This is a genomic window from Lentzea sp. HUAS12 (assembly GCF_024125735.1).
In the GTDB taxonomy this organism is placed as follows: domain Bacteria; phylum Actinomycetota; class Actinomycetes; order Mycobacteriales; family Pseudonocardiaceae; genus Lentzea; species Lentzea albida.
The window spans coordinates 678,410-704,813 of the sequence record NZ_CP099738.1 but is presented as its reverse complement, the minus strand read 5'-3'; the positions used below and the strand labels follow the sequence as shown (position 1 = coordinate 704,813).

20 protein-coding genes are annotated in these 26,404 nt (G+C 70.5%); 9 read left to right on the top strand and 11 right to left on the bottom strand.

Translation table 11 applies throughout. The annotated features are described in order from the left end of the window. Positions 1–9: 9 nt before the first annotated feature. Entirely contained in the window at positions 10–933 is a 924-nt protein-coding gene (locus tag ND450_RS03405; protein ID WP_253324693.1) for a S9 family peptidase, read from the top strand. Here the strand turns inward: ND450_RS03405 and ND450_RS03400 are convergent. Then, positions 887–3,886: a family 78 glycoside hydrolase catalytic domain gene (locus tag ND450_RS03400; RefSeq protein WP_253324692.1), complete on the bottom strand. Its 3,000-nt coding sequence runs from the start codon at positions 3,884–3,886 to the stop codon at positions 887–889. The genes ND450_RS03405 and ND450_RS03400 overlap by 47 nt on opposite strands. Before the next feature lie 240 nt (positions 3,887–4,126). After that, positions 4,127–6,382 (bottom strand): cellulase family glycosylhydrolase, encoded by a 2,256-nt coding sequence (locus ND450_RS03395; protein WP_253324691.1) that lies wholly within the window; start codon positions 6,380–6,382, stop codon positions 4,127–4,129. A gap of 274 nt (positions 6,383–6,656) precedes the next feature. Here ND450_RS03395 and ND450_RS03390 point away from each other — a divergent pair, with 274 nt between their 5' ends. Together ND450_RS03390 and ND450_RS03385 are read left to right on the top strand one after the other, a co-directional pair. Continuing rightward, positions 6,657–7,037 (top strand): hypothetical protein, encoded by a 381-nt coding sequence (locus tag ND450_RS03390; RefSeq protein ID WP_253324690.1) that lies wholly within the window; start codon positions 6,657–6,659, stop codon positions 7,035–7,037. A gap of 248 nt (positions 7,038–7,285) precedes the next feature. After that, positions 7,286–8,251 carry an acetylxylan esterase gene (locus ND450_RS03385; protein WP_253324689.1) on the top strand — a complete coding sequence of 322 codons (966 nt, stop codon included), beginning with the start codon at positions 7,286–7,288 and terminating at the stop codon, positions 8,249–8,251. Here the strand turns inward: ND450_RS03385 and ND450_RS03380 are convergent. The 9 genes from ND450_RS03380 to ND450_RS03340 all read right to left on the bottom strand — a co-directional run bounded on the left by ND450_RS03380 (position 8,248) and on the right by ND450_RS03340 (position 17,904). Then, the gene (locus ND450_RS03380; RefSeq protein WP_253324688.1) at positions 8,248–10,026 is read right to left on the bottom strand and encodes a rhamnogalacturonan lyase; all 1,779 of its coding nucleotides are present in this window, start codon (positions 10,024–10,026) and stop codon (positions 8,248–8,250) included. The two genes, ND450_RS03385 and ND450_RS03380, sit on opposite strands and share 4 nt — an antisense overlap. 65 nt (positions 10,027–10,091) lie before the next feature. Further along, positions 10,092–10,757: a cupin domain-containing protein gene (locus tag ND450_RS03375; protein WP_371927637.1), complete on the bottom strand. Its 666-nt coding sequence runs from the start codon at positions 10,755–10,757 to the stop codon at positions 10,092–10,094. Next, positions 10,751–11,626, bottom strand: coding sequence for a PmoA family protein (locus ND450_RS03370; RefSeq protein ID WP_253324687.1), 876 nt, complete (start codon positions 11,624–11,626; stop codon positions 10,751–10,753). Before ND450_RS03370 ends, ND450_RS03375 begins: the two co-directional genes overlap by 7 nt. Continuing rightward, positions 11,608–12,690, bottom strand: coding sequence for a Gfo/Idh/MocA family protein (locus ND450_RS03365; protein ID WP_253324686.1), 1,083 nt, complete (start codon positions 12,688–12,690; stop codon positions 11,608–11,610). Before ND450_RS03365 ends, ND450_RS03370 begins: the two co-directional genes overlap by 19 nt. Beyond that, on the bottom strand, positions 12,687–13,994 hold the full coding sequence (locus tag ND450_RS03360; protein WP_253324685.1) for an ABC transporter substrate-binding protein: 1,308 nt from the start codon (positions 13,992–13,994) through the stop codon (positions 12,687–12,689). Before ND450_RS03360 ends, ND450_RS03365 begins: the two co-directional genes overlap by 4 nt. Positions 13,995–14,009: 15 nt before the next feature. Beyond that, a complete protein-coding gene (locus ND450_RS03355) occupies positions 14,010–14,843 on the bottom strand; it encodes a carbohydrate ABC transporter permease (RefSeq protein ID WP_253324684.1) in 834 nt (277 codons plus the stop codon). Next, on the bottom strand, positions 14,833–15,756 hold the full coding sequence (locus ND450_RS03350; protein ID WP_253324683.1) for a carbohydrate ABC transporter permease: 924 nt from the start codon (positions 15,754–15,756) through the stop codon (positions 14,833–14,835). The genes ND450_RS03355 and ND450_RS03350 overlap by 11 nt, the downstream gene beginning before the upstream one ends. A gap of 411 nt (positions 15,757–16,167) precedes the next feature. Next, complete coding sequence (locus tag ND450_RS03345; RefSeq protein ID WP_089920052.1) at positions 16,168–16,617, bottom strand: hypothetical protein; 450 nt, start codon at positions 16,615–16,617, stop codon at positions 16,168–16,170. A 60-nt stretch (positions 16,618–16,677) separates the two neighbouring features. After that, a complete protein-coding gene (locus ND450_RS03340) occupies positions 16,678–17,904 on the bottom strand; it encodes an ROK family protein (RefSeq protein WP_253324682.1) in 1,227 nt (408 codons plus the stop codon). 136 nt (positions 17,905–18,040) lie between these two features. Between ND450_RS03340 and ND450_RS03335 the strand changes: the two genes are divergently transcribed. The 6 genes from ND450_RS03335 to ND450_RS03310 are packed head-to-tail and all read left to right on the top strand — an operon-like array spanning position 18,041 to position 26,401. After that, positions 18,041–19,705, top strand: a complete 1,665-nt coding sequence (locus ND450_RS03335; protein WP_253324681.1) for an ABC transporter substrate-binding protein — start codon at positions 18,041–18,043, stop codon at positions 19,703–19,705. A gap of 2 nt (positions 19,706–19,707) precedes the next feature. Beyond that, positions 19,708–20,706 carry an ABC transporter permease gene (locus ND450_RS03330; RefSeq protein ID WP_089920045.1) on the top strand — a complete coding sequence of 333 codons (999 nt, stop codon included), beginning with the start codon at positions 19,708–19,710 and terminating at the stop codon, positions 20,704–20,706. Continuing rightward, positions 20,703–22,373 carry a dipeptide/oligopeptide/nickel ABC transporter permease/ATP-binding protein gene (locus tag ND450_RS03325; RefSeq protein WP_253324680.1) on the top strand — a complete coding sequence of 557 codons (1,671 nt, stop codon included), beginning with the start codon at positions 20,703–20,705 and terminating at the stop codon, positions 22,371–22,373. Before ND450_RS03330 ends, ND450_RS03325 begins: the two co-directional genes overlap by 4 nt. Next, a complete protein-coding gene (locus tag ND450_RS03320) occupies positions 22,370–23,125 on the top strand; it encodes an ABC transporter ATP-binding protein (protein ID WP_253324679.1) in 756 nt (251 codons plus the stop codon). The genes ND450_RS03325 and ND450_RS03320 overlap by 4 nt, the downstream gene beginning before the upstream one ends. Further along, the gene (locus ND450_RS03315; RefSeq protein ID WP_253324678.1) at positions 23,122–25,572 is read left to right on the top strand and encodes a glycoside hydrolase family 2 protein; all 2,451 of its coding nucleotides are present in this window, start codon (positions 23,122–23,124) and stop codon (positions 25,570–25,572) included. The genes ND450_RS03320 and ND450_RS03315 overlap by 4 nt, the downstream gene beginning before the upstream one ends. Further along, positions 25,562–26,401, top strand: a complete 840-nt coding sequence (locus tag ND450_RS03310) for a LacI family DNA-binding transcriptional regulator (protein WP_253324677.1) — start codon at positions 25,562–25,564, stop codon at positions 26,399–26,401. The genes ND450_RS03315 and ND450_RS03310 overlap by 11 nt, the downstream gene beginning before the upstream one ends. The last annotated feature ends 3 nt before the right edge of the window (positions 26,402–26,404 follow it).

Genomic DNA, 26,404 nt, shown 5'->3' with positions numbered 1-26,404 from the left:
GGAGTGGCCATGATCGACCACCACACCCGTGTCGACACCACCGAGATCTCGCTCAACGCCGACGGTCACACCCTGCTCGGCACGCTCACCCTCCCTCCGGGACCGGGTCCGCACCCCGCGGTGCTGTGCTTACCCGGCTCGGGGCGCGTCGACCGCGACTCCAACGCCGGACGCGTGCGCATGGACCTGGGCGGTCCGCTCGCGCACTCCCTCGCGGCAGCGGGGATCGCGTCCCTGCGCTACGACCGGCGCGGGGTGGGCGCCTCTCCCGGCGACTGGCGGCAGGCGGGCTTCCTCGACAACCGCGCGGACGCCGCAGCCGCCCTCACCGCGCTGCGGCAGCGGCCCGAGATCAGGTCCGAGGCCGTCGGCGTGGTCGGGCACAGCGAGGGCGCCGTCCACGCCCTGTGGCTCGGTGCTCACGAACGGCCCGCGGCCGTCGTCCTGCTCGCCGGCTACGCCCGTTCCGGCAAGGAGGCGCTGCTCTGGCAGGCCTCGCGCGTGGCGGGCACGCTCCCCCGTTTCGTGCGGCCGCTGACGCCGTTGCTGGGCCGCATCGGTTCCCGGCAGCTGGCCGCGCTGGAGGCGACCACCACGGACGTCGCCCGCGTCGGCGGTATGAAGGTCAACGCCCGCTGGTGGCGCGAGCAACTCGCCTACGACCCCCGCGCCGACCTGCCCGGCATCACCGCGCCGGTCCTCGCGATCACCGGCGACAAGGACCTCCAGGTCGACCCGGACGACCTCGACGTGATCGCGTCCCTCGTGCCCGGCGCCGACGTCCGCCGGGTGCCCGGCCTGACGCACCTGCTGCGGCGCGACTCCCGGGCCCCGGCACTGACGTCCTACCGCCGCCTGCTGCGCGAGCCGGTGGACCCCGGACTGCTCACCGAGGTGGCGTCGTGGCTGGCACGGCCACTGTCGACCCGTTGAACGTCCAGCGCCCGTGCGGCACCTTCACCACGCCGGAGCCGGGAACGTGCACCTCGGCGGTCGATCCCACCGGCACCTCGACGGTCAGCCTCACCACGCCGTCGACCTTCGTCCACGCCACGCTGATCCGTCCGCGCACGCTCTCGAACTCGAAGCTCGCCCACGACACCGAGCTCACCGGCTTGACCGTGAACGTCCGGTAGCCCGCGTCCCCCGGCCGCAGTCCGGCGACGTGCTCGTACAGCCACTGCACCAGCGTGCCCTTGAAGTAGTGGTTGCGGGATCGGGTGCCGGTGTCCCACATCTCCCACATGGTCTCGGCGCCGTTGGCGAACCAGTGGCCCCAGCTCGGGTACGACCTCTCGGTGGCCATGGCGTGCGCGACGTCGGCGTGTCCGTTGTCGCTCAACGCCTGCAGCAGGACGCTCGCGCCGAGGCAGCCGACGTTGACGTGGTTGCCGTTGGCGCGCACCTCGGCGGCCAGCCGGTCGGCGACGGCCTGGATCGAGCCCGCGGGCACCATGCCGAACGCCAGCGGCACGGCGTTGGACGTCTGCCGGTAGTCCGGATCGCGCGAGGTGCGGTAGTAGCCGTTGAGGAACGTCTCGTTGAACCTGGTCAGCAACCCGGCGGCGACCTCGCGGTAGCGCGGAACGGGTGTGCCGGTCACGTCACCGAGCTCGGCGGTGTGGATCAACGCGCGGTACAGGTACGCGGTCGCGGTGAGGCGGGTGTCCTCGGGCGGGATGCCGCCCGAGTCCGGCGGCAGGAAGTCGCCGAGCGCGGTGATCGCGAGGCCGTCGCGCAGCCTGCCGATCTCCCAGTCCAGGTAGCGGGTGAGCACGGGCCAGTGCTGCGCGGGCAGCCGGTCGTCGCCGTAGGTCCGGTACATCTCCCTCAGCACGAACGGGTACACGGTCGTCCACTCGGGAGCGGGCGCCAGTTCGCGGTAGCCCCAGCCGCCGCTCGGCACGATCACCGGGAGCTGGCCCGCGGTGTCCTGGCTGTCCGCGAGGTCGCCGAGCCACTTGGTGAAGAACTTCGCCATGCCGAACTCGGCCAGCATCGAGGGTGCGCCGACCTGGGCGTCGCCCGTCCAGCCGTTCTTCTCGTAGGTCGGGGTGTCCGTGGGGATGCCGTGCAGGTTGTTGGCGACGGTGCGGCGCATCGCGGCGTCGTACTGCTCGAACAGCGGCTCGGAGCAGCGGAACGTGCTCACCCGCGGTACGTCCGAGTGCACCAGTCGGCCGACCAGCTTCGGAGCGGCGGTCAGGCCGGTGACCTCGACGTACCGGAAGCCCTTGTACGAGAACTTCGGTTCCCACGTCTCCGCGCCGCCGGCGCAGACGTACTCGTCGAGCTGGATGCGGCCGCCGCTGACGTGGCCGTTCTCCATGTGCACACTGCCGTCGGAGTTCAGCGTCTCGCCGTGCTTGAGCCGCACCACCGTGCCCGCCGGGGCGGTGACCGTGAGCTGCGTCCAACCCGACATCGTGCGGCCCATGTCGGCGACGAACACCCCTGGCCTGAGCACGCTCACAGTCGGCGTGACGGACTCGATCACGCGGATCGGTTCGTGTTCCTGGGCTTTCGGCGTGCCCTTGGGGGCGGGCCTCACGATCGTGGGCTGCCACTTGCCGTCGTCGAAGCCCGGCTTGGTCCAGTCGCGCGGGGCGAGGCGGGCGTCGAAGGTCTCGCCGGTGTACTGCGAGTTCGAGATCGTGGGGCCGTCGGTGAGGCGCCACTGGTCATCGGACGTGATGGTCGTGCGCGTGCCGTCAGGGTGGTCGATCTCCAGTTGTGCCAGCAGTTTCGGCTCGTCGTGCCACGGCGGGCGCTCCCACCGCCACACGTTCGGCGTCTTCATGCCGTAGAAGCCGCGGCCGAGCGTCACGCCGATCGCGTTGCGGCCGCTGCGAAGCAGGCTCGTGACGTCGTGCGTCGCGTACAGGACGGTGTTGTCGTAGTCGGTGAAGCCGGGGTCGAGCACCCGGTCGCCGACGCGGCGGCCGTTGATCTCGGTCTCGTGGTAGGCGAGGCCGCTGACGTACAGACGGGCGCGCCTCACCGGTTTGGTGAGCGTGAACTCCCTGCGCAGCAACGGCGCGGGCTGCTCCTTCACCGTGACGTTCGCACCCCACGGACCCTGGCCGTACGGGTCGAGCACGGTCGCCGGAGTCCACGCCGAGTCGTCGAAGTCCGGTGTCCGCCAGCCGGTCTGCTCGGTGTCCGCGACCTTCCAGCCCGCACCGGTGACGAGCTCGCGCTGTCCGTCGGGCAGGTCCACGAGCAGGCGCAGCAGGAGTCCGGCCGGGCCCGCCGACCTGTTGGTGGCGCGGACGGCCAGCACGACCCGCCTGCCCGCCGGCCGGGTCACGTCCGCCCGCTGGCCGACCTTCCAGATGTCGACCTGTTCCGGGACGTGCAGGACTTCGGAACCGTTGACGTACAACGTGAAGTCGTCGTCCGCGGTCGCGACGAGCCGGGCGCGCACGGCGTCCGCGGGCAGGTCGAGCGAGGCGCGGAACCACCGGCTCCCCACCGGTGTCGTCGCCGACCAGATCCACCGCGCGCCGGTGAAGTCGATCGCCGTGTCCGCGGCACCGATCCAGCGCGCCTGCCACGGCGTGCCGAGCAACGCCGTCTCCCACCAGCGCGTCTCGCTCCACGCGGACGGCCGCCCGGCACCGTCCCACACCCGGACGCGCCAGTGGTAGCGCGTGCGGGGCTGCAACCGCTTGCCGGCGAAGGCGATCCCGGTCGTGCGGTCCGAGCCGACCCTGCCGGACTGCCACACGTCCGCGCGACCAGGTGCCGTGCCGACCTCCACCTGGTAGGCGGTCTGCCGCGCCCCCGTGCCGCCCGCCTCCAGCACCCAGCCGAGCCGTGGTGCCGTGACGTCCGTGCCCAGCAGGGTTTCCGCGTACTCGACGGTCGTGCGGACGACGCGCATGCCCGCATGCCTTCTCCCGCGGTTCCGCGTGCGCCACCCCGACCGGGAGCGCCGTCGCGGACAGCCCGACTGCCGATGTCCTGAGGAACTCGCGTCTGCGCACGTCGTCTCCACCTTCGTCGCTGGATGAAACGTTTCAATCGCGGCGGCGAGGCCCAGGGTGTGGGGTCTGACGAAGTGTGTCAAGGCAGACGACAACAGGCTGTCCGCAATCGGACAGCCTGTTGAATCGTTCAAAAATCAACCGGTGGTGCAGGTGCTCCCGTTGAGGGTGAACGCGGTCGGTGCCGGGTTGGAGCCGCTGTACGTGCCGTTGAACCCGATGTTCGTCGACGCGTTCGGGGCGAGGCCGCCGTTCCAGCTCAGGTTGGTCGCGGTGACGGCCGCCCCGGACTGGGCGAACGTCGCTCCCCACCCCGGCGGGGTCACGCGCTGGCCGTTCGCGTAGCTGAAGGCCAGCGTCCAGCCGTTCAGCGCGCTGGTGCCCGTGTTGGTGATGGTGACGCTGGCCGTGAAACCGTTGCCACCGCCCCAGTTCTGCGCGGAGTAGCCGACCTTGCAGGCACCGGTGCCACCCCCCGTGCCGGTCGTGGCCGACACGATCCCGGAGGTCGCCGACACGTTGCCGGCGGCGTCCTTCGCACGTACCTGGTACCGGTAGGTCGTGGACGGCGTCAGGCCGCTGTCGGCGAACGAGTTCGTCGCCGCCGAGCCGACCTGCGCGAAGGACCCGCTGCCCACGGCGCGCAGCACGTCGTATCCCGTCACGCCGACGTTGTCGGTCGAGGCCGCCCAGGTGAGGGTGAGACCGCTCGCCGTGACGCCCGAGGTCGTCGGTGTGCCCGGCGTGGAGGGCGCCTCGGTGTCGGCCGGGCCGCCACCGCCGTAGATGGTGGCCTCCTTCGAGGTCTGCCGGACACCGTTGGCGCCGTTGAGGAACCGCTCGCCCCAGGACGTCAGACTCGCCGGGTCGAACGAGTTGACCATGTCGAGGTAGCCGACGTCGCTGCTGTTGCCGCTCCACGACCAGCCCAGGTACCCGAGGCCGCGGGCCTGCGCCTGGGCCATGATCGTGGCCTCGTCGGGGTCGCCGTCGCTGTGGTTGTGCCCGAACTCGCCCACGACGAGCGGCAGTCCGGCGGTGCGGAAGGCGTCGAAGTACGCGTTGACCTTGTCCGCCGTGTTGTAGACGCCGTACATGTGGATGGAGAACACGGTGTTGCGCTGCGGGTCGGCGTTGAGCACCGACGCCGCGTTGTCGCGCATGATGTTGCCCCAGTCCTGGCCCCACATCGGCGCGTCGGCCATCAGCAGGTGCTGGAGGCCGGCACCGCGCAGGCGGCTGATCGCACTGCTCGTGGCGCTCGCCCACGTGGCGCTCACCTGGGCGTTGTTGCCGAACGGCTCGTTGCCGAGGTTGATGACGACGTAGTTCTCCTGGCCCTTCAGCGCGTTCGCCACGCTGATCCAGTACGTCGCCGCCTGGTCCAGGCTCGCGGCGCCGCTCTGCTCGCCGTAGCCGGTGGTGTCGTGGGCCTCCAGCACGCAGATCAGCTTGGACTGCTTGCACAGCGTGATGACGCTCGACACCTCGGACGCCGGCGTCGGCCCCCAGCGCTGACCGCTGCCGAGCACGACCCGGACGGTGTTGGCGCCGAAGGACTTGATGTCCGCGAACGCCCTGGTCCGCGACTGGTACCAGACGTGCGCGTGGTTCACGCCGCGCATCACGAACGGGGTGCCGTTGGCCTCGACGACCCTGGTGCCGTCGACCCGCAGGCCCACCGCCGCCGGTTGCGATCCCAGTGCCGCGACCACGGCCGGGTACCAGCGGCTCTCGATCTTCTGGATGCCCGTGGAGCTGTTGGGGTGCACTCCGTCGGTCGTGTCGGCCGCGGTGTCGAACCCGGTCCACTGGTCGACCACGGTGATCGGTGACGCCGTGGTGCTGTTCGCCCGCGCCCAGCCGGGAATCGCGGCGTTCAGGTCGACGACCCGTTGCGCGCACGCCGAGCAGTTGGCGGGGGTCATCGGGATGATCTGGGCGACGACCAGCTTGATCGCCGGGTTGCTCGCCCGCATCTGGCCGAGCATCGTGGTGTAGGCGCCGAGGATCGTGCTCGCCGGGATGTTGTTCCAGACGTCGTTCGTGCCGAGGTGCATCAGGACGACGTCCGGCCGCGCCGACGACAGCCAGCCCGGCAACTGGTTGTCCCGCGCGATGTTCGTGGCGAGGATCCCGCCGTGGCCCTCGTTCTCGCCCTCGTAGGCGAACCCGCAGCCGGGCGCGGAAAGGGAGCCGACGAAGTCGGCGGTGTGCCCGGTGTCCTGCAGGTGCTTCGCGAGCAGCGCCCGCCAGCACCCCGGTGACCCGGTGATGGAGTCACCGAGCGCCATTATGCGCGTCGTGGCCGCGCCGGCCGTGGTGGGAGCGATCACGACGCAGGCCGCCAGAAGCAGTCCGGTCACCACCGCTCGGAGCATTCGCAAGGTCACGACGACCTCCAGGGAAAGGTTCGGCTGATGTTCTGGGAGCGCTCCCAGAACCGGACCTTAACCAGCCGATCACCCGACGGCACCGCCGAGTGGACCACCGCTGTCCTCTGTCCGGTGCGGACAACCGGCTGACGTCGGGATGTCCTGCGGGACAGGCCTTGTTCGCGTTCGACCCGTTCGACGCCTACTTGTCGAACGTTCGAAGGGAAAACGCTTTCCGCATTGTGCGGCACGGTCTTGCGCGACACGGGGACGACGGTTCATCGTAGCCCCCGTGGATCTGCGACGAAGCGTTCTGGTCCCGTTGGTGGTCACCGCACTCCTCGCCGGGCAGCCGGTCGCGCTCGCGCGGCCCCACGGCGAACGGCTCGACCGCGGGCCCGTCGCGTTCACCACGCCCGACGGTGCCTACCTGAGCTGGCGGTTGCTCGGCCACGAGGCCACCGGCGCGACCCGGACCGGGTTGCGGCGGCCCGGCTTCGCGGTCTACCGCGACGGCAGGCGCATCGCGACCGTCACCGGCAGCACGACCTACGTCGATCCGGGGGCGGCTCCCGGCGCGCGGTACCAGGTGGCTCCCGTCGTGCGCGGTGTGCCGCTGGGGCGCAGCAGGGCGGTGACGGCGTGGTCGACGGCGACGGCCGGTCCGCGCTGATGACGAAGACCGCGCCGGGCACGAGGGACGGACGCAGCCGGTCCGTGACGATGCCGCACGGGAACGTCCGCGCCGGCTACGCGCACACCGACGACCACCGGCGGCCCGCCGGCAGACCACCTGCGACCAGCCGTCGTACCCGGGCTTCTACCTGGCCTCGGACACCGACTGGTCGCGTGTGCCCCTGCCGTCGCGCCGCTGAGCCGTGTGAAGATCACAGGGACCCGTTGCTCGGTTGAGGAGGCCGCGTGCCCGTCGTCGACATGCCCGAGGAAGACCTGCTCCTGCACCGCGTCACCACCCCGGAGCCGGACGACCTCGACTCGTGGTGGGCGGCCAGGCTGGCCGAGACCTCGGCCGCCGCGGCCGCACCGGTGCTGACCCCGCACGAGCCGGACCTCTACCGGCCGCTGGAGGTCTTCGACGTGGAGTTCTCCGGCGCCCACGGCCACCGCGTCCGCGGCTGGTACCTGCGTCCACCGGGCGACGGACCGCTGCCCGTGGTGGTGACGTACATCGGCTACGGCGGCGGCCGGGGCGTGCCGGCCCAGCACACGCTGCTGCCGAGCCTGGGTTTCGCGAACTTCGTGATGGACAGCCGGGCCCAGGGCGGCCGCTGGTCCGTCGGTGCCACGGCCGACGCGGGCGCGGGCACGGGCCCGGAGCACCCCGGTGTGATGACTCGGGGCATCTCCTCGCCGGAGGGCTACTACTACACGCGGCTGTTCCTGGACGCCGCGCGAGCCGTGGACGTCGCCGCCGAACTGCCCGGAGCCGACCCGGACCGCATCGCCGTCACCGGGGGCAGCCAGGGTGGGGCGCTGGCACTGGCCGCCGCGGCGTTGAGGCCGTCGCAGGTGCGCGTCTGCCACTCCGACGTGCCGTTCCTGTGCGACCTGCACCGCGCGATCCGCATCGGGGGCACGCCGCCGTACACCGAGATCAGCGACTTCCTGGCCCAGCACGACGCGCTCGTGCCGACCGCGCTGAACACGTTGCGGTACGTCGACTGCGCGCTGCTCGCACGGCGGATCACCGCGCCGACGCTGTTCAGCGTGGGGCTGATGGACGAGACGTGCCCGCCGTCCACCGTGTACGCGGCGTACCACGAGGTGCGTGCGCCCAAGGAGATCACGGTGTCGCGGTTCGGCAAGCACACCACGCCCACCAGCCACCTGGAGACGCAGCTCCGGCACTTCCGCCGGCACCTCTAGGGAGTCGCGAAGCTCGGGTGCGGCGGCTGGTTGTACGCCGTGTTCTGGAACGCCACCGCCACCCGGTACTGCCGGTCCTGCAACAGCGACACCCGCCGGATCTCCGTCGGCTCCGTGGTCGAGTAGATCCGCAGAGCCCGGTTGTCCGACGTCCGCCAGACCACCTCCTCGCGCCAGTCGCCGTAGATGTCCGCGGACAACGCGGGCGTCGACTTGGTGCCGTTGTTCGAGGCCACTCCCGAGCCGGTGAGCAGGCGGGTGTCGCCGTTGGGGCCGTACTTGTCGATGGTGGTGCCGTTGAGCAGCTCGCGCTGCGCGTCGCCGTCCCACCAGATCACGAAGTTCGTGGATCCCGGCTTGCGCGCGGACACCTGGGCTCCCGTGGTGGCGCTGCGCAGACCGCCGACCGAGGACGACCACGCCTCGGCGCCGGGGTTGCCCGCCCAGATGTCGGCGGCCACTCCCCTGCCGTTGTCGCAGCCGCAGGACGGCGCGCTCCAGATGATCTGGCCGGTGCGGGCGTCGCCCATCCAGTGGGTCACGTCGGTGGTGGACTCGGACGGCTTGAAGACCTCCAGGCCGGGCCTGGACGGGATGAAGTCGCCCACGTGCAGGGCGTCGCCGTGGCGGGTGCCGTTCTGCCACAGGCCGCTGCCGTTGTCGTCGATCGCCATGGAGCCGTAGACGATCTCGTCGCGGCCGTCACCGTCCACGTCGGCCACCGACAGCTGGTGGTTGCCCTTGCCCTCCCAGGCCGCGCGGTTCGTCTGGGTGGCCGAGTCGAACGTCCAGCGCCGGGTGAGCTGGCCGCCGCGGAAGTCCCACGCCGAGATCACGCTGCGGGTGTAGTAGCCGCGCGCCATGACGATGCTCGGTCGCGCGCCGTCCACATAGGCCGTTCCGGCGAGGAACCTGTCGACGCGGTTGCCGTAGCTGTCGCCCCAGGACGACACGGTTCCGCGCGGGGGCACGTAGTTCTCCGTGTCGAGCACGGCGCCGTCCGTGCCGCGGAACACCGACAGGTACTCGGGGCCGGCCAGGACGTAACCGCTGCTGTTGCGGTGGTCGGCGCTCGCGTTGCCGATCACCTGGCCGGTGCCCGAGCGCGTGCCGTCGGCGGTCTTCACGGCGAGCTCGGCGCGGCCGTCGCCGTCGTAGTCGAACACCTGGAACTGCGTGTAGTGCGCGCCCGCCCGGATGTTGCGGCCGAGGTCGATCCGCCACAACCTGGTGCCGTTCAGCTTGTACGCGTCCAGGTAGACGTTGCCGGTGTAGCCGGACTGCGAGTTGTCCTTGGCGTTGGTGGGATCCCACTTCAGCACCAGGTCCTGCTCGCCGTCGCCGTCGAGGTCGCCGACCGACACGTCGTTCGCCACGTAGGTGTACGCCTCGCCGGACGGGGTCGTGCCGCCGGCGGGAATCTGCAGGGGGACGTCCCTGCTCGTCGCGAGTGTGCCGACGGACCGCGTGGCCGCCGCCGGTTCCACGCCTCCGAGCAGCGGTCGCACCGAGTAGGTCGCGGTGGCTGGAGCGCCCTCGTCGAGATAGCTCGTGGCCGTGGTCAGCGGGGCGCGGTTGACCCGCACACCGTCGCGGTAGACGTCGAACGCCACGTTCGCCGCGTCAGAGCCCAGCAGTTGCCACGAGACGAAGTTGCCGCGCTCCGACCGGATGCTGACGAGTCCGCGTGCCGGCGCCTCGTCCGCGAGAGCCGGAACACCGCTCGCGGTCAAGGCGACCGCGAGCAACGCAGAGAGAGAATTGAAACGTTTCATACGAGAAACGCTAGCGTCGAACGGGTCGAACAACGCCCCGGTGAATTTCTTCGACTCGAATTCGATCAGTACACGTCGAGCCGGCCGCACATGCCGAACCGCTGCGGCCCTTCGTTCTGTGTCACGTGGACGTCCGCGTCGGCGAGGTGCGCGATGTCGCCGTCCCGCAACCGGTCCAGGTGCTCGCCGGTGCGTTCCGCCGACGCCAGCGCGCCGCTGCGCCAGCGCTTGTCCCAGGCGTCCAGGGAATTCCGCTTCAGCCCCGCCGCGGCGCGGTAGAACGCCTGCAGATCACCGGAACGCCGCAACTCGAGAAAGCCTTCGAACGCCAGATCTCTGCGCTTGCGCGCCGATTCCTCGTCCGCGGCCTGTGCGCAGGACAGGTACCTCTCCTCGTCGGCCAGCACCTCGGGCGGAAACGTGAACACCGCGTCGCCCGCCTCGGGCAGGCCGCTGTTCTGCATGATCACGATGATCCGCAGGTCGCCGTCGTTGACCAGGCGGTGGACCGTGCCCGGGGTGAACCAGGCGACGGTGCCCTCGCGCAGCGGCGTCTCGGCGAACCCGCGCGGCGTCAGGGTCTGGACGCTGCCCTGCCCGCCGATCACGTAGTAGCACTCCGAACAGGCGAGGTGGACGTGCGGCGAGCCACCGCACACCCCGTCCACCGACGGCCAGTCGTACACACGCAGGCCGGAAATGCCCACCCCACCGGGGAACGGCGTCACCACGGATGCTCCTCCACATAGGATTCCAGTCGGTCGCGCGACCATTCGCCGTTGCCGACGACGAGCCGGTAGCGCAGGCTCAAGTCCGCCCCCGCGGGCAGTTCCACCGTCTCGTGGAAGGCGAACGAGGGGTTGACCGCCGCGAACGGCGTGCTGCGCACGAACCAGTGCGTGCCCTTGTTGTCCGGGTGGTCCACGAACAGCAGCGTCGACGAACGGTCCACCTCGTCGTGGTGCCCGATGAACGCCAGCCACCGCGCGGCCTCGCCCATCATCTCCTGCCCGGCGCCACCGTCGGCGGCGAGCACCACGCCGTCGGTGAACGACCGCGGTCCGCGCCAGAAGAACCCGGTGTAACCCGCGAGCTCGCGCCCGTTCGTCGTCGGACTGCCGAACACCAACGGCTCCGCACGCAGGTTCGTCAGGGTCGTCGCGAACTCCAGCGTCCACGACTCGTCCTCGACGTCCACGGTGAACGACCGCGTCTCCCCGACCCAGCGCTGTCCCGCCTCGGTGAACCACGACAGCCGCTCGCCGATCCGCGGCCCCTCGACCTCGAACTCCTCGTGCCGCATGGTGCCGACGTTCGGCAGCACCACGTAGCCCCGGTCGCGCACGTACGTGACGCCACCCCAGAAGTTCTCGCCGGACACGTCGGTCGCGGTCATCTGCACGCCCTTGTGCCAGCGGTGGTCGTGCGGGCGGAACGCCGTCACCACGTCCCCGGCGAGCGACCGCACCGGGTGCAGGTACGGCTTCGGGCCCTCGAACGCGGGGGTGGAAGGCCGGTGGACGTACCGGAAGAGCTCGACGTCACCGGCCGACACGACGAGCGCCGAGTCCCGCCGCGTGATCACCGGGTGTTCGCCCACGGGGCACCGATCCCTTCCATGGAGGCGTAAAAAGGGCTGTCCGGGCCGATCTGACCCGCTTTGACGACGGTTCCGGTGAACGCGGAGGCGTAGAGCGCGGCGACGAACTCCATCGTGGTCCGGGTGTCCGCGAGGGAGACAGGTGGTGCCGAGCCCTCGTCCAGCGCGTCCAGGAAGGCCGCCACCTGGCACCGGTGGCCACTCACGATCCCGGATTGCTCCTCCCGCCACCGCAGCACGACGTCCTCGTGACCGGGCGCGGGCGTGACCGTCCAATGCGCGTCCGTGTAGCCGTAGAGGTGTTCGACCTCGACCGTCGCGCGCTCGAAGTCGAACCGCAGTTCCGAGGTCTCCCTCGGTGACAGCAGGGAGTTCACGACCGACGCGACCGTGCCATCGGCGAACGTCACGAGCGCCATCGAGACGTCCTCGGTCTGCACGGCCCGCGCCTGCCGGACGGCGACGGCCCGGATCTCCTGCCACGGCCCGAGAACCGACAGCAGCAGGTCGAACTGGTGGATGCCGTGGCCCATGGTCGGGCCACCGCCCTCGCTCTCCCACGTCCCGCGCCACGGCACGTCGAAGTAGGCGTCGCCGCGATACCAGAGCGTGTCGCACTTCGCGACGAACGACCGGCCGAGCACGCCCTCGGCGGCCAGGCGCCGCAACCGGATCGCGGCGGGTCCGAAGCGGTGCTGGAACACGGTCGCGACCCGCCCGTCCGACGCGCGCTCGGCCGCGATCAGGGCGTCGACCTCGCTCAACGACAACGCCGGCGGCTTCTCCACCAGCACGTGGACGTTCGCCGCCAGGCATTCGAGGGCGATCGGCACGTGGTGGCGCGGCGGTGTGCACACGTGCACGAAATCCAGTTCCTCCGCCGCCAGAAGGGCGGTGGAGGTGGGATGCGTGCGCGGGACACCCCACTCCTTCGCGAACGCCGAGGCGCGATCGGCGTCCACGTCCACCACCGCGACCAGCTCGACACGATCCCCCGCCGCCCGCAATGCCTCGGCGTGGGCCGCCGCGATGGCGCCGGTGCCGACGACGGCCGCGCGCCTCACCTGGCCGCGTCCACTTCGGACTGGACTTCCTTGATGAAGGACGCCGCCGCCGCGTCGGGTGTCGTCCGGCCGAACAGCACGTCTTCTGTGTGCCGCTTGAGGATCGTGTCGAGCGTGCTGGCGCCGTTCGGGGTGATCCTGGGCGGGTCGCTGACCGGGACGGTGTCGAGGTACTCCTTGGCGGCCTTGTCGGTGTCCTTCAACTGGCCCGCGATCGCCTCGCGGATCTTCTGGTTGGCCGGCACGCCGCGTTCGGTGAGCAGGACCTTCGCCGCCTCTTCGTCGTTCGCGAGGAAGCTGACGAAGGCCGCCGCCTCGGCCGGGTGCTTCGAGCGCGCCGAGACCGACCAGAACATCGACGGCTTGTAGTAGGCACCGGGTGCCGAGCCCTGCGTCTCACCGGGCAGTCGCAACAGCTTCAGCTTCTGGCCGCTCGCCGCGGTCAACGCCGTCAGCTGCGTGTTCCACCAGAGGCCGAACGCGGCGGTGTTGGTCGCCGTGGCCGACTGGTTCAGGCCGGCGGAGGCCTTCTCGATCGTCACCGACGGCGCCGCGGCCGCACCGGACTTCGAGAGGTCCAGGATGTACTGCCAGTAGTCGCGCGCGATCTCCCGGGGCAGCACGACCTTGGCGTCGGCGTCGAACATCGCCTTGCCCTGCTGCCGCGCCCGGATGCTCAGCCCGGCCGCGTCGTTGATGCCCGGCGACTGCACGCCGAACACCTGACCACCACCGGCCTTCGACACCTGGTCGCCGATGGACTTCAGGTCGTCCCACGACCACTTGGTGTCGTCGGGCACCGGGATGTCGTACTTCGCGAGCAGGTCGAGGTTCGCCATGATCGAGTACATGCCGAGGCCGACCGGCAGCCCGTACTGCTTGCCGCCGATCGCACCGGTGGCGAGCGCCTTCTGGTCGAAGTTCGCGGTGTCGAGGTGCTTCTTGGCCTCGTTCAGGTCGAGCAACGCGCCGCGCTCGGCGTAGGAGGCGATGTAGAGCTCGTCCATCTGCATGACGTCCGGAGCGTCGTTGGCCGCCATCGTGGTGGCGAGGCTGTCCCAGTAGCCGTTCCACTCCTTGAACTCGCCCTTGACGGTGATGTTGGGGTGCTTGCGCTGGAACATCTCGATGACCTGCTGGGTGCGCTTGTGCCGGTCGTCGGCGCCCCACCAGGTGAAGCGCAGCGTGACCTTCTCCGACGTCAGGTCGCCCCCCGCGTCGGACCCGGACCCGCACGCCGCCAGGGACGCGGTCAGCGACAGCAGCACCGCCCACACGGCGCCGCGGCGAACACCTCTGCTCATGAGCTGTCCTTTCGGCTACTTGCCCCCGGTCGTCGCGATCCCCTTGACGAGGTACCGCTGGCCGATCAGGAAGGCGAGGAAGATCGGGACGAGCGACACCACGCTCATCGCGAACTGCGAGCCCCACGACGTGGCGACGGTCGAGTCGACGAACGAGCGCAGGGCGACGGGGACCGTGTACATGTCCGGGTCCGTCAGGTAGATCAGCTGGCTGAAGAAGTCGTTCCAGGTCCAGATGAACGTGAAGATCGTCGTGGTGGCGAGAGCAGGCGTCATCAGCGGCAGGACGATCTGGAGGAAGATGCGCGGGTGCCCGCACCCGTCGATGCGCGCCGCCTCGTCCAGCTCTCGCGGCAGCCCGCGGATGAACTGCACCATCAGGAACACGAAGAACGCGTCGGTGGCGAGGATCTTCGGCACGATCAGCGGCAGGAACGTGTTGACCCAGCCGATGTTCGAGAACAGCACGTACTGCGGCACGATGATCACGTGGATCGGCAGCATGATCGTGCCGAGCATGATCCCGAACCACCAGCGCTTGCCGCGGAACTGCAACCGCGCGAACGCGTAGGCCGCCATCGAGCACGACACGAGGTTGCCGACGATGCAGCCCAGCACCAGCACCGCCGAGTTCAGCAGGTACGTGCCGAACGACGGCGTCAGCGCGTTCCAGCCCTCGGAGTAGTTCTCGGTGCGCAGCCCGTCGAGGATCAGTCCGGGGCTGCGGAAGATCTCGTCGCCGGGCCGCAGCGAGCTCACGACCATCCACAGCACCGGGTAGAGCATCACGAACCCGATGAGGACCAGGCCGAGGTGCTTGAGCGGAGCGGACACCCTTCTAGTCGTCATAGAACACCCAGAACCTGGCCGCCCAGAAGTTGACCGCGGTGAACGCCGCGATGATCAGCAGCAGGAACCACGCCAGCGCCGACGCGTAACCCATGTCGAACCGGCTGAAACCCTGCTGGTACAGGTAGAGCGTGTAGAACATGGTCGAGTCGGACGGCCCACCCGTGCCGCCCGACACCACGAACGCCTGCGTGAACGACTGGAACGCGTGGATGATCTGCAGCACCAGGTTGAAGAACAGGATCGGCGACAGCAGCGGCATCGTGATCGACCGGAACCGCGCCCACCGGCTCGCCCCGTCGATCGCGGCGGCCTCGTAGTAGACCTCCGGGATCTGCCGCAGCCCGGCCAGGAAGATGATCATCGGCGAGCCGAACGTCCACACGTTCAGCACGATCAGCGTCGACAACGCCGTGTCCGGGTCGGAGATCCACCCCCGGCCCTCGACGCCGAAGAAGCCCAGGACCCGGTTCACCAGCCCGTCGGTGCCGAAGACCTGCGTCCACAGCACCGCGATCGCCACGCTCGACCCGAGCAGCGACGGCAGGTAGAACGCCGAGCGGTAGAAGGCGAGCCCGCGCAGCCCTTTGTTCAGCAGCAGAGCCACTCCCAGCGCGCACGCCAGTTGGAGTGGGACGGACACCAGCACATAGGTGAACGTGACCCGCAGCGCGTTGTGCAGTCGCTCGTCGCTCAGCACGCGGGCGAAGTTGTCGAGGCCGATGAACCGCGGCGGCTGGATCAGGTTGTACTTCGTGAAGCCCAGCGCGAAGGACGCGAGGACCGGGCCGACCGTGATGAGGAGCAGTCCGGCGAACCAGGGCGCCAGGAACCAGAACGCGGCCCGGTTGTCGCCTTTGCGCACCTGAGCGCCGTCTTTGCGCAGCCGGCGCAGTTCGTCTAGAGCGCTCATCGACCCCCGGCCTCATCGCTGGAAAACGCTTTCCGGAGTTTGCATCGGCGCATGACGAGCGTCAAGGAGGGGGTCGAACCGGTGTCGAATATCGTCGAACGGAGGTGTCGAACGTGCGGGCGGTGTTCGACTGGGGTCCTTTGTGGAGGGCGGGTGGGAGGGAGCGGCGGCGTGATCGGCGGCCCTCTCGAGGCCGCAACCAGCGGCCCGCCACACGTGCCGCCTCGGACGGCCTCGCCCACCCGCCGTCCGTGCCCGTGCCCGCAGGCTGCGCCACGACGCCTCCCCCACCCCGGCCCCGCCACACCTGCTGCCCGCACCGGCCACCCGCACCAGCCTCCACCCCCGCCAAGCCAGAAGGGCGGCAGCCCCGGGCAGGGGGCCACCGCCCTTCCGTCGTGCGACGAACCCCTACGCGTAGGGGTTGCGTCCGGACAGCCCGCCCACCTTGCACGGGCCGTCCGCCGCGTCACGGCAGACGACGACGCCCATGTAGGTGATCGAGTCGCCGCTGATCGACCACGTCAGGTCGTTGTAGGCGGTGTGGTCCTCCTTGTCGCAGCCCGAGTAGTCGTAGCGGCGCGTCGGCGTGGTGTCGGGGTGCAGCGAGCCGTTGTAGAACAGGAAGTACGCGTACACCGGCTTGGCGTCGCAGCCCCAGTCGGACACGAGCAGGTCGATGTTGCGCACCGAGCTGCGGCCGGCCCAGTCGAACGTCGCGCCGGCGTAGCCGTAGCTCTGGCCCGAGTAGATGAACTCCTGCGCGGCGGCGTTCGCGGCCGGTGCGTGGGCGACGACGGCCGAGAGCGCTACCACGGCGGCGGCCGAGACCCGGCCGGCGATCTTGGTGAACGAAACCATGGCGGCAGTTAACAACGCTCGCGCGCACGCCCAGTAGCTATTGCGCGAGAGCGCAATGCCTCAGCGGGCGAGGAAGACCGGAGGTTCCTCGGCCGCCAGGTCGTCGGGCAGGCGCAGGCCCTGGCGGCGCGGCACCAGTTCCGACTGCAGCACGATGGCGGCCGCGCCGATCGCCGGGGCCGAGGCGGCCGACGGGGACAGGCGCACGGAGATCGGGTGGGCGTCGCGGGCGATGAACGCGCTGTCGAGTTCGACGCGCAGGACGGGCAGGTAGACGGAGCCCGCGATCGCGAAGCTCGGGCCGGTGAGGACCAGGACCTCCAGGTCCAGCACGTTCGCGAGGCCCCTGGCCGCCGCGGCGATGTAGCGGGCGGAGCGTTCGAGCAGCGCCACCGCGCGGGTGTTGCCCTGGCGGGCGGCCCTGCTGATCGCCGCGAAGTCCGCCGCCACCGGGGTGGCCGCGCGGGTCCTGCCGCCGACCAGGCCGGCCGCGCGGCTCAGAGCACGGTCGGCGCGAGCCTGCTCGACTACTGCGGCCGGGCCGGCGAGCACCTCCAGGCAGCCCCGCGCGCCGCACCAGCACCGCGGGCCGTCGAGGTCGAGGCAGGTGTGGCCGATCTCGCCGGTGTGGCCGCTCGGGCCGCGGTAGGTGGTGCCGCCGAGCACGATGCCCGCGCCTATGCCGGTGCCCATGAACAGCGCGGCGAACGTCGAGGTCGCGCCGACGCCGCCGGACCAGTGCTCGCCGATCGCCGCCGCCGTCGCGTCGTGGTCCAGGACCACGGGCAGTGCCGTGGCCCGCTCGAGTGCGCGGCCGAACTCCTGGTGCTCCGCCGGGCGGGCCGCCACGAGGCCCAGACCGAGGATTCGACCGCGTTCGACACCGACGCTGTCGATCAGGGCGTCGACCTCGCGGGCCACCCTCGCGACCACGGCCGCGGGCTCGTCGGCGGCGGCGCCCGCGCGGGAGATCCGGGCGACGACCGCGCCGCCGAGGTTCGTCAGCACGTAGGTGATCCGCGCGTCGTCGAGGTGCACGCCGACGGCGTAACGCGCGAAGTGGTTGAGCTGGAGCATCACCCGGCGCTTGCCGCCGGTCGACTCGGCGTGCCCGGTCTCGGCGACGAGGCCCTCGTCGATCAGGCCGCGCACGACCGTGGAGATCGTCCCGCCGGTCAGCCCGGTGGCGTTGACCAGGCCGACCCGGCTGATCATGCCGGCCGCCCTGACCAGGTCCAGCACGGCCGCCCTGGTGCTGGCGTGGGTCACCCGCGCCGGTCCGCTCACTGCACTCCTCCGTCGAACGGCGAACCTGCCCGTCGACAGGTTCGGGATCAGTAAAGCATCCTCAGGCGTTGACTTTCTTTGTTTAGTAACTGAAGAATCCTCGCCGCGCACCACCCAGCCTCGGGGAGGATCAACGATGTTCCTGCACAAGCGGCTCAGCGCTCTCGGTCTCGCGGTGGTCGTCGCGGCCACGGCCGCCTGCTCCGGCTCCGGCGGAGCGGGCAGGGCACGCGACACGCTCGTCGTCTACACCGGGCAGGCCGGCGACTACCAGCTGAACTTCAACCCCTACGCCCCCACCCAGATCGAGGGGCCGGGCACGATATACGAACCGCTGTTCTTCTTCAACATCGCGAAGGACGGCCCACCGAAGCCCATGCTCGGCACCGAGTTCGGCTGGAACGCGGACGGCACGGAGCTCTCGATCACGCTCAGAGACGGTGTGACCTGGTCCGACGGCGAGAAGTTCACCGCGGAGGACGTCAAGTTCACGCTCGACATGGTCGCCAAGACACCCGCCGTCAACAGGACGGGATTCAAGGGCACGACCACCGCCGTCGACGACACGCACGTGGTGGTCAAGTTCCCCGAACCGTCCTACATGGACGGACCGCAGGTGCTCGGTCAGCTGTGGATCGTGCCCGAGCACGTCTGGAAGGGCTACGCCACACCCGCGACCGAGGTGAACCCGAACCCCGTCGGCACGGGCCCGTTCCAGCTCGGCGAGTTCAAGGCCCAGTCGTTCACCCTGAAGTCGAACCCGAAGTACTGGGGCGGTGAGCCCGCGCTCAAGCAGGTCAGGTACCTGTCGCTGTCCGGCAACCAGGCCGGTGTCGACGCGCTGAAGGCCGGCTCCATCGACTGGCAGACCGGCCCGGTCCCGGACATCAAGGACGTCGAGAAGAACTACCCCGGCTACAGGGTGATCACGCTGCCGCTCAACCAGGTCGCGCTGTTCACCTGCTCCAACGCACAACTCGGCTGCCAGGGCGCCCAGACCGACCCGGCCGTGCGCCAGGCGATCTACCACGGCATGAACCGCACGCAGATCAACTCGCTGGCGTTCCAGAACACCGCGAGCGCGATGTCCCCCGGTTACACCCTCCAGCCGCGGGACGAGTCGCTGATCAGCGCGAAGCTCACCGACCGCATGGCGCCGATGGAGGCCGACACGGCCGAGTCCGACAAGATCCTCACCGCCGCCGGCTACGCGAAGGGTCCCGACGGCATCTACGCCAAGGACGGCAAGCCGCTCGCGCTGACCGTCAAGGTGGTCGCCGGCTGGACCGACTACATCACCACGCTCGAGACGCTGGCCCAGCAGCTGCTGAAGATCGGCATCAAGATCACCCCGCAGCAGCTGTCGTGGAACGAGTGGGCGGACGCGCGCGGCCGCGGCCAGTTCGAGCTGCTGATCGACTCGGTCGAGCAGGGCCCGGCGCCCGACCCGTACTACACCTACAGCTACTTCTTCTCGACCGCGACGACCGCGCCCGTCGGGCAGGCCGCGAACCCGAACTTCTCCCGGTTCAGCAACGCCACCGTGGACGCCGCGCTGGCCGAGCTCAAGAAGACCGACCGCGGCGACGCCTCGCGCCAGCAGCACTACGACGCCATCCAGGTCGAGCTCGAGAAGTCCATGCCGTACATCCCCGTGCTGACCGGCGGTGTGCCGACCGAGTACAACGACAAGGCCTTCACGGGCTGGCCGACGAAGGACGACCTCTACGCGTTCCCCGCCGTGTGGAAGCGGCCGGACGCCTCGCAGGTGTACGCGAAGCTCAAGCCGGCCGGGTCCTGAGCATGGGCTACCACCTGCGCAAGATCGCCTTCTACCTGGCGGCCCTGTGGGCGGCGGTGACGCTGAACTTCGTCATCCCCCGCCTGCTACCGGGCAACCCGGTGGACATCCTGATGGCCAAGCTCCAGCAGCGCGGCGGGTCCGTGGACCCGGCCGCGCGCCAGGCCTACGAGACGTTGCTCGGCACGGGCGGGCGCGAGTCGTTCGTGCGGGAGTACTTCGCGTACCTGGGCAACCTGGCGCGCGGCGACCTCGGGGTGTCGGTCAGCGCGTTCCCGGCGAAGGTCTCGGACGTGATCGGCGACTCGCTGCCGTGGACGGTCGTGCTGGTCGGGCTCGCCACGCTGATCTCGTTCGTGCTCGGCGTCGGGCTCGGTGCCCTGGTCGGCTGGAAGCGCGGCACGTGGCTCGACTCGCTGGTGCCCGCGACCACCATGCTGTCGGCGGTGCCGTACTTCTGGCTGGCGCTGATCCTCGTCGCGCTGCTCTCGTCGGGCCTCGGCTGGTTCCCGCTGAACGGCGGCTACGACGTGGTCCTGGACCCCGGCTGGAGTCCGGAGTTCCTCGGCTCGGCGCTGTACCACGGCACGCTGCCCGCGCTGACGATCGTCCTGTCGTCGGTGGGCGGCTGGCTGCTCGGGATGCGCAACATGATGGTCTCGGCCATGTCCGAGGACTACGTGCTGACCGCGCGGGCCAAGGGCCTCACCGGCAGCCGGGTCATGGTCCGGTACGCGGCGCGCAACGCCGTGCTGCCGTCGGTCGCCGGGTTCGCGATCTCGCTCGGGTTCGTGGTGTCCGGGTCGATCGTCACCGAGCAGGTGTTCTCCTACCCCGGCATCGGCTCGAAGCTGCTGCAGGCCGTGCAGAACAACGACTACGCGCTCATGCAGGGGATCTTCCTGGTGATCACGATCGCGGTGCTCGGCGCGAACCTGCTGGTCGACCTGCTCTACGGGTTGATCGACGCCCGCACGAGGGATCGGAGCACGGTGTCATGACCAGGTCCGCGAAGCTCACCACCGGCCTGGTCCTGGCAGGTTTGATCGTCCTCTTCGGACTCGTCGGCCCGTTGCTGACCGGCGATCCCGCCACGATCAGGGACGTCGGGCTCGTCCCGCCCGGCGGCGACCACCTGCTGGGCACCACGATCACCGGCCAGGACGTGCTCGCCCAGCTCACCCACGCCACCCGCGGCTCGTTGTGGATCGGCCTGCTGGTCGGTGTCATGGCGACGGTGCTGTCCGGGGTCTTCGGCATCGTCGGCGCGTACGCGGGCGGGGTCGTCGACGAGGTGTTCTCGTTGTTCTCCAACGTGATGCTGGTGATCCCCGGCCTGCCGCTGGTGATCGTGGTGGCCGGGTTCGTGCCGGCCGACCAGCGCGGCACGTGGACGATCTCGCTGGTGCTGGCGATCACCGGCTGGGCCGCGGCGGCCCGCGTCCTGCGCGCGCAAACGCTGTCGTTGCGCACCAGGGACTACGTGGCCGCGGCGCGGGTGTCCGGCGAGAAGACCTGGCGGGTGATCTGCGTGGAGATCCTGCCGAACCTGCTGCCGATCCTCGCGTCCCAGTTCGTCTTCGCGGTCGTGCTGGCGATCCTGAGCGAGGCGGGGCTGTCGTTCCTCGGGCTGGGCGCGGCCGACTCCTCGACGCTCGGCACGATGCTCTACTACGCCCAGAACGGGTTCGCGCTGCAGCGGGAGGCGTGGTGGTGGTTCGTCCCTCCGGGGTTGATCATCGCGTTGTTCGGCGGTGCGCTGGCGCTCGTCAACTTCAGCATCGACGAGATCATCAACCCGGCGTTGCGCGACAAGGCACGGCGGCGCGGTGACGTCGTGGCCACCACGCCCGTGGTGGAATCCGGCGACGCCGTGCTCACGGTCACCGGCCTCAACGTCGTCTACCAGGGCGCCACACCCGTGCACGCGGTCAAGGACGTGTCGCTGACGTTGCGGCGTGGCGAGATCCTCGGCCTGGCGGGCGAGTCCGGTTGCGGCAAGACCACCCTCGCGTACGCGATCAACCGCCTGCACCGGCCGCCCGCCGAGGTCACCTCGGGATCGGTGGTGTTCGACGGGATCGACGTGCTGGCGCTGGCCCCGGAGGAGCTGCGCCGGTTCCGCTGGGTCCGGTTGTCGATGGTGTTCCAGGGCGCGATGAACTCGCTGAACCCGGTCACCCCGATCCGCGCGCAGTTGCAGGACGTCCTGCGCACGCACCGGCCGGAGATGTCCTCTCCGGACCGCGAGGACCGGTGTGCGGAGGTGCTGCGGCTCGTCGGCGTCGACCCGGCACGGCTCGGCTCGTACCCGCACGAGCTGTCCGGCGGCATGCGGCAGCGCGTGATGATCGCGATGGCGTTGCTGCTGGAGCCGCAGGTCATGATCATGGACGAGCCCACGACCGCGCTCGACGTGCTGGTGCAGCGGGAGATCCTGAACGAGATCAAGCGGTTGCGCGACGAACTGCGGTTCGCGGTCGTGTTCATCACGCACGACCTGCCGCTGCTGCTGGAGCTGAGCGACAGGATCGCGGTCATGCGCGACGGCGAGGTCGTCGAGTACGCGACGGCCGAGGAGATCTACCTGCGGCCCCAGCACCCGTACACGCGTCAGCTGCTGGCGTCGTTCCCCAGTCTGACCGGCGAGCGAGGAGCCCTGCTGTGACCGCGCTCGAAGTCCGCGACCTCGCCAAGACCTTCCACCGGCACCGCGCGGTCGACGGGGTCTCGTTCACGCTCACCGCCGGCCGGACGGTCGCGCTGGTCGGCGCGTCCGGCTCGGGCAAGTCGACGGTGGCGAGGATGATCGCCCGCCTGGTCCGCCCGACGTCCGGGGAGATCACGCTGACCGGGCCGGACGGCTCCCCCGTGCCGGACCGCGCCTACCGCGACCACGTCCAGATGATCTTCCAGGACCCGTTCGCGTCGCTCAACCCGTTCCACACGGTCGAGCACCACCTCGCCCGGCCGTTGCTGCTGCACGGACGATCACGGGCCGAAGTGCCCCACCTGCTGGAGCGGGTGAGCCTGAGCCCCGATTTCGCGCGACGGCGTCCGCACGAGCTCTCCGGCGGGCAACGGCAGCGGGTCGCGATCGCCCGCGCGCTCGCACCGGGCGCGAAGGTGATCGTCGCGGACGAGCCGGTGTCCATGTTGGACGTCTCGATCCGGCTCGGCGTGCTGAAGCTGCTGGACCGGTTGCAACGCGAGGAGGACCTGGCCGTCCTCTACATCACCCACGACCTGGCCACCGCCCGGCACTTCTCCGACGAGGTCCTGGTGATGCACCAGGGCCGCGTCGTCGAACGCGGGCCGAGCGACGACGTCCTGCTGCGCCCGCAGGACCCGTACACCCGCCGTCTCGCGGCCGCCGCGCCCGACCCCGACACCCGTTTCAGCCTGGGAGGTTCGTCTTGATCCGCCAGTACCTGCACGACGGCTGGCAGCTGACCGCGACCACGACCGAGGTGCCGGACAACGTCCGCGGCCGGACGGTGCCCGCGACCGTGCCCGGTGGCACGCACCTCGACCTGCTCGCGTCCGGGCTGATCACCGACCCGTTCCTCGACCGCGCCGAGGAGGAGCTCACCTGGATGCACCGCGCGGACTGGCGCTACGACACGACGTTCCTCGCCGCCGCCGTCACCTCCGGGCAGCGGGTCGACCTCGTCTTCGACGGCCTGGACACGATCGCCGCCGTCGAACTGAACGGCGCGCTGGTCGGCCACACCGCGAACATGCACCGCGGCTACCGCTTCGACGTGCGGGAACTCCTGCGGGACGGCGCCAACGACCTCACCGTGTCGTTCTCCTCTGCGCTCACCCACGCGGAGAAGGTCGAGGCCGCGCTGGGCCGGCGCGAGCACGTCAACGCCCACCCGTTCAACATGGTCCGCAAGATGGCGTGCAGCTTCGGCTGGGACTGGGGACCTGACCTGCAGACCGCGGGGATCTGGCGGCCGGTCCGCCTCGAACGCTGGCACACCGCGCGTCTCGCGCGGGTCCGCCCGGTCGTGACGGTCGCGGACGGCACCGGCCGGGTCGAGGTGCACGTCGACCTCGAATGGGCGGCGGACGAGGACCTCACGCTTCAGGTCACCCTGGGCGCGCACAAACGCACCGTCGCCGTCCCCGCCGGGCAGACGACGGTCATCGCCCGCGTGGAGGTGCCCGGCGCCGAGCTGTGGTGGCCGGCCGGGTACGGCGACCAGCAGCTCTACAAGCTGGACGTCGTGCTGCGCACCGAGTCCGAACTGCTCGACAGCACCGCGAAGCGGATCGGGTTCCGCACGATCACCGTCGACACGGCACCGGACGAGCACGGCACGCCGTTCACCCTCTTCGTGAACGACAGGCCGGTGTTCGTCAAGGGCGCCAACTGGATCCCCGACGACCACTTCCTCACCCGGATCACCCGCGAGCGGCTGGTGCGGCGGGTGGACCAGGCGGTGGACGCGCACGTCAACCTGCTGCGGGTGTGGGGCGGCGGGATCTACGAGTCCGACGACTTCTACGACGTCTGCGACGAGCGCGGTGTGCTGGTGTGGCAGGACTTCGCGCTCGCGTGCGCCGCGTACCCGGAGGAGGAGCCGGTGCGCGGTGAGCTGGAGGCCGAGGCGCGGGAGAACGTCGCGCGCCTGATGTCCCACGCCTCGCTGGCGTTGTGGAACGGCGGCAACGAGAACGTGTGGGGGTTCGCCGACTGGGGCTGGCCCGAGCAGCTCGACGGCCGCACGTGGGGCCTCGGCTACTACGACGAGCTGCTGCCGTCGATCGTGGCCGAGCTCGACCCGACCCGGTTCTACTGCCCCAGCAGCCCGTACAGCCCCGGCGAGCAGCACCCGAACGACGAGGACCACGGCACGCGCCACGACTGGCAGGTCTGGAACGAGGTGGACTACCGGCGCTACCGCGACCACGTGCCGCGGTTCTGCTCGGAGTTCGGGTTCCAGGGCCCCCCGTCGTGGTCCACGCTCACCCGCTGGATCCACGACCGGCCGCTGACCCCGGAGTCGCCGAGCTTCCTGCTGCACCAGAAGGCCGAGGACGGCAACGGCAAGCTCGTGCGCGGACTGGCCTCGCACCTGCCCGTCCCCGCGCGGTTCGAGGACTGGCACTGGGCGACGCAGCTCAACCAGGCGCGAGCCGTGGGCTTCGGCATCGAGCACTTCCGCTCGTGGTGGCCGCGCACGGCCGGTGCGGTCGTGTGGCAGCTCAACGACTGCTGGCCCGTCACGTCCTGGGCGGCGGTCGACGGCGAGGAACGCCTGAAGCCGCTCTGGTACGGGCTGCGGCACGCGTTCGCGCCCCGGCTGCTGACCTTCCAGCCGCGCGACGGCCGGACGGTGCTCATCGCCGTCAACGACCACGACGAACCGTGGGACGCGCACCTCACCCTGGACCGGCAGACGTTCCGGGGCGTCACGCTGCACCTGACTAGACTGCGCCGGACGGTGCCGCCCCGCTCGGTCCTCGCCGTGGACCTGGACGAGGCGTTGCTGAGCACGGCGCATGAGGACGCGGAGGTGATCGTGGCGACGACTGCGGAGGCCCGCGCGATCCTGCCGTTCCGGGAGGACCTCGAGCTGGCGTACGACCCGCGTCCCCTCACCGCGCGGGCGGAGGCGGTGCGCGGCGGGTACGAGGTCGAGGTGCGCGCGGACTCGTTCGCCCGCGACGTGGCGGTGCTGGCCGACCGGGTCGCACCGGACGCCGTCGTGGACGACTCGCTCGTGCCGATGCTCGCCGGGGAGGTGCGCGTGTTCCACGTCCGCACGGACGCCGTCGTCGACCCGGCGGCCTTCACCGGGCCGCTGGTCCTGCGCTGTGCCAACGACCTCCTCGCGGTGCCCCGTGTCCGCTGAACCGACCGGAGCGGTCGGGCTGGTGCTCGCGCGGCCGGCCCGCCTGCTCGGCGTCGAGCCGTTCTTCATGGAGTTCATCGCGGGGATCGAGGAACGGCTGGCGGAACGCGACCTGTCCGTCCTGCTGCACGTCGTGGCGGACCACGGGGCCGAGATCGCCGCGTACCGCCGGTGGGCGGCGCGCGGACTGGTCGACGCCGTCGTGGTGGTGAACCCGATCGCGGACGACCCGCGCCCGCCCGTGCTGGCCGAGATCGCACTGCCCGCGGTCGTCGTCGGCGACGATCCCGTGCTGCCGGCGGTCCGCACGGACCACGCGGGCCCGGTCGCCGAGGCGCTCGGGCACCTGCTCGGCCTGGGACACCGCCGGATCGCGCGCGTCACCGGTCCCTCGGCGTTGCTGCACACCCGTGCCCGCACCGAAGCACTGCTGGCGGGGTGCGCCCGAGCGGGAGTGGAACCGGTCCTCGTGGAGGGCGACTACTCCGAGGAGGCGGGCGCGAAGCTCACCACCGCGCTGCTCACCGGGCCGGAGCCGCCGACGGCGATCCTCTACGACAACGACGTGATGGCGGTCGCGGGACTCGCCGCGGCCGCGGAGCTCGGGGTCGCGGTGCCGGAGCACCTCAGCCTGGTGGCGTGGGACGACTCGACGTTGTGCCGGCTCGCCTCCCCCGCGCTCACGACGATGAGCGTGGACGTCCACCAGTTCGGGGTGTCGGTGGCGGAGTCTGTGCTGGAGCGGATCGACGGTGTGCCGGTCGTGCCGCGCTGGTCGCCGACGGCGAGGTTCGTACCGCGTGGCACGACGGCGGCCGCGTCCTCTTAGATG

What these genes read in the sequence shown, in the direction of transcription:
- ND450_RS03360 (WP_253324685.1), bottom strand. Translation starts at nt 13,994, where the DNA reads ATGAGCAGAGGTGTTCGCCGCGGCGCCGTGTGGGCGGTGCTGCTGTCG.
- ND450_RS03350 (WP_253324683.1), bottom strand. Translation starts at nt 15,756, where the DNA reads ATGAGCGCTCTAGACGAACTGCGCCGGCTGCGCAAAGACGGCGCTCAG.
- ND450_RS03335 (WP_253324681.1), top strand. Translation starts at nt 18,041, where the DNA reads ATGTTCCTGCACAAGCGGCTCAGCGCTCTCGGTCTCGCGGTGGTCGTC.
- ND450_RS03345 (WP_089920052.1), bottom strand. Translation starts at nt 16,617, where the DNA reads ATGGTTTCGTTCACCAAGATCGCCGGCCGGGTCTCGGCCGCCGCCGTG.
- ND450_RS03380 (WP_253324688.1), bottom strand. Translation starts at nt 10,026, where the DNA reads ATGAAACGTTTCAATTCTCTCTCTGCGTTGCTCGCGGTCGCCTTGACC.
- ND450_RS03355 (WP_253324684.1), bottom strand. Translation starts at nt 14,843, where the DNA reads ATGACGACTAGAAGGGTGTCCGCTCCGCTCAAGCACCTCGGCCTGGTC.
- ND450_RS03405 (WP_253324693.1), top strand. Translation starts at nt 10, where the DNA reads ATGATCGACCACCACACCCGTGTCGACACCACCGAGATCTCGCTCAAC.
- ND450_RS03325 (WP_253324680.1), top strand. Translation starts at nt 20,703, where the DNA reads ATGACCAGGTCCGCGAAGCTCACCACCGGCCTGGTCCTGGCAGGTTTG.
- ND450_RS03400 (WP_253324692.1), bottom strand. Translation starts at nt 3,886, where the DNA reads ATGCGCGTCGTCCGCACGACCGTCGAGTACGCGGAAACCCTGCTGGGC.
- ND450_RS03330 (WP_089920045.1), top strand. Translation starts at nt 19,708, where the DNA reads ATGGGCTACCACCTGCGCAAGATCGCCTTCTACCTGGCGGCCCTGTGG.